Source organism: Microbacterium sp. B19 (assembly GCF_000333395.1).
Classification (GTDB): domain Bacteria; phylum Actinomycetota; class Actinomycetes; order Actinomycetales; family Microbacteriaceae; genus Microbacterium.
Map to the genome: position 1 here is coordinate 1 of NZ_BADA01000287.1, position 2966 is coordinate 2966.

Annotated in this window: 2 protein-coding genes and 1 pseudogene; 2 read left to right on the forward strand and 1 reads right to left on the reverse strand. The window is 71.7% G+C overall.

Going from position 1 to position 2966, the window contains the following annotated elements:
• Window positions 1-832: biotin/lipoyl-containing protein (locus I5G_RS10400; protein ID WP_022879001.1), on the forward strand; the 832-nt coding region annotated here is incomplete at its 5' end.
• A gap of 294 nt (window positions 833-1126) precedes the next feature.
• Here I5G_RS10400 and I5G_RS10405 read toward each other — a convergent pair.
• Window positions 1127-2587 carry an NAD(P)H-quinone dehydrogenase gene (locus tag I5G_RS10405; RefSeq protein WP_022879002.1) on the reverse strand — a complete coding sequence of 487 codons (1461 nt, stop codon included), beginning with the start codon at window positions 2585-2587 and terminating at the stop codon, window positions 1127-1129.
• A 67-nt stretch (window positions 2588-2654) separates the two neighbouring features.
• Between I5G_RS10405 and I5G_RS10410 the strand changes: the two are divergent.
• A pseudogene (locus I5G_RS10410) lies at window positions 2655-2966 on the forward strand (purine-nucleoside phosphorylase); the annotation flags it as partial.

Sequence of the window (2966 nt, forward strand, 5' to 3'; positions counted from 1 at the left end):
CGAGCAGTTCCGCATCGCCGAGGGCGAGGAGCTGGGCTACGACGACCCCGCCCCGGTCGGCCACTCGTTGGAATTCCGCATCAACGGCGAGGACCCGGGCCGGAACTTCCTGCCCCAGCCCGGCCCGATCCACGTCTTCAAGACCTTCGGTGGCCCCGGCATCCGGCTCGACTCGGGCGTGACCGCGGGCGACAGCGTCTCGGGCGCGTTCGACTCGCTGCTCGCGAAGATCATCGTCACCGGCCGCGACCGCGCCGAGGCGCTGGAGCGGGCCCGCCGCGCCCTCGACGAGTTCGAGGTCGCCGGTCTCCCCACCGTGCTGCCGTTCCACCGCAAGGTCGTCCGCGACCCCGCGTTCACCGCCGAGGACGGCAGGTTCGGCGTCTACACCCGCTGGATCGAGACCGAGTTCGTGAACGACATCCCCGCGTGGGACGGCGAACTCGAATCGCCCGCCGAGGCGCCCGGCCGGCACACGGTCGTGGTCGAGGTGGGTGGCAAGCGCCTCGAGGTGAGCCTCCCCGACCGCCTGGGCGCGCCCGCCGCGAAGCCCGGCCGTCCGGCCGTCGCCCCGCCGTCGCGCCGCTCGCACTCGGCATCCCCCACGGCGGGCGCCACCGGCGACGCCGTGAAGTCGCCGATGCAGGCCACGGTCGTGAAGGTCGCCGTCGAGGAGGGCCAGCAGGTCGTCAAGGGCGACCTCGTCGTCGTGCTCGAGGCCATGAAGATGGAGCAGCCCATCCAGGCCCACAAGGACGGCACCATCGGCGGTATCGACGCCAGCCCCGGCACCACCGTGTCGGCGGGCCACCAGCTGCTGCTCATCAGCTGAGGCACCCGCTCGCGTCCGGCGCCGCGTCCCTTCGGGGGCGCGGCGCCGTCATGTTGCGTGCCCCGTAGCGTTGCGCGGCCGCGTGGCGCTGCGTGCCCCGCAGCGTTGCGCGTCCGCGTGGCGCTTCACGCCGTGGCTCCGGCCGCGGTGACTCCGTCCCCGGTCTCCGTCCGCGAGAAACGGCATCCACGGCGAGAAACGGCGGGACGCAGCGTTTCCCGCCGTGAATCGCGTTTGTCGCTGCCCGTCAGGGCACGGGCAGGGAGAGGGATGGATGCCGGGACGGCAGCCGGATCAGTCCTCGCCGGGGTCGTCGCGATCGACGATGTGCAGGGCGCGGGCGGCATCCGTGATGCTCGACGTGAGCGACGGGTACACCGCGAACACGCGGGCGACCTGGTCGACCGTGAGGCGCCGCTCGACCGCGATCGCGATGGGGTAGATGAGCTCGGACGCGCGCGGGGCGACGATGACACCGCCCATGACGGTGCCGCTCCCCCGCCGCGCGATGAGCTTGACGAAACCGTCGGTGATGCCCTGCATCTTCGCGCGCGGGTTGGCCGACAGCGGCAGCTTCTTCACGACGCCGTCGATCTTGCCGTCGGCGATGTCCTGCTCGCTGAAGCCGACCGTCGCGATCTCGGGCGCGGTGAAGATGTTCGCCGTGATGCGGCGCGTCTCGAGCGGGATGACGACGTCGCCGAGCGCGTGAAAGACGGCCTGGCGGCCCTGCATGGATGCCACGGAGGCCAGCGGGAAGAAGTTCGTGCAGTCGCCCGCGGCGTAGATGTTCGGCACCGACGTGCGCGCGACGCGGTTGACCCGGATGTGACCCGACGGCGTCATCTGCACCCCGGCCTGCTCCAGACCGATACCGGCCGTGTTCGGGATCGAGCCGACGGCCATGAGGCAGTGACTGCCCTCGATCGTGCGGCCGTCCGCAAGGGTCACGGTGACGCCGTCGCCGGTGTTCACGACCGAGTCGGCACGGGCCTTCGCCAGCAGCGTCATGCCGCCGCGCTGGAAGACGCGCTCGAGGACCGCCGCGGCATCCTGGTCCTCGCCCGGGAGCACCTGGTCACGGCTCGAAACCAGGGTGACCTTGGCACCGAGGTTCATGTACGCCGACGCGAACTCGGCGCCCGTGACACCGGAGCCGACGACGATGAGGTGCTGCGGCACCGACTTCATGTTGTAGAGCTGCGTCCACGTGAGGATCCGCTCGCCGTCGGGGCGGGCGGACGGCAGCTCGCGCGGCGAGGCGCCGACCGAGACGACGAGCGTCTCGGCTTCGATGCGGTCGAAGTCCGTGCCGCCGGCCTCGGTCGAGACGACGACGGCACCGGGGCCGTCGAGGCGGCCGTGGCCGGAGATGATGCGGACCCCCGCGTCGAGCAGCGACGCGCGCATGTCATCGGACTGCTGACGCGCGAGCGAGAGCAGGCGCTGGTTCACGGCGGCGAGGTTGATCGCGACCTCGGGCGTCAGCGGCTTGCCGTGGTCGTCCTTCGCGAACAGCTGCACACCCAACTCGCTGGCGCTGCGGATCGCGACGGCCGCGTCGGCGGTCGCGATGAGCGTCTTCGAGGGGACGACGTCCGTGATGACCGCCGAACCGCCGACGCCGGCGCGTTCGACAAGGGTGACGTCGGCGCCCAACTGGGCGGCCGAGAGAGCCGCTTCGTAGCCGCCGGGGCCACCGCCGACGATCGCGACGGACTGCTTGCGCTCGAAGCTCTGCACCATGGCATCCATTCTTGCCTAGTGCGGCGCGCGCCCCGTTCGCCTGGCCTCGGATGCCCTGGGTTTCTAGAGTGGGTCCATGGCACACAGCAACTCTCACCCGCTCGACGACCCGGCGGCCGACCCGTTCGAGATCGCCGCGGCGGCGGCCGCCGACATCGCGCGCCTCTCCGGCGTCGAGCGTCACGACATCGCGGTCACCCTCGGCAGCGGCTGGGGCCGCGCCGCCGAACTGATCGGCGAGGAGACCGCGGCGTTCCCCGCCACGGAGGTCGTCGGCTTCTCGAAGCCCGCCCTCGAGGGACACGTCGGCACCCTCCGCAGCGTCCGCACCCCCGGCGGCAAGAACGTCCTCGTCATCGGCGCACGCACGCACTACTACGAGGGGCAC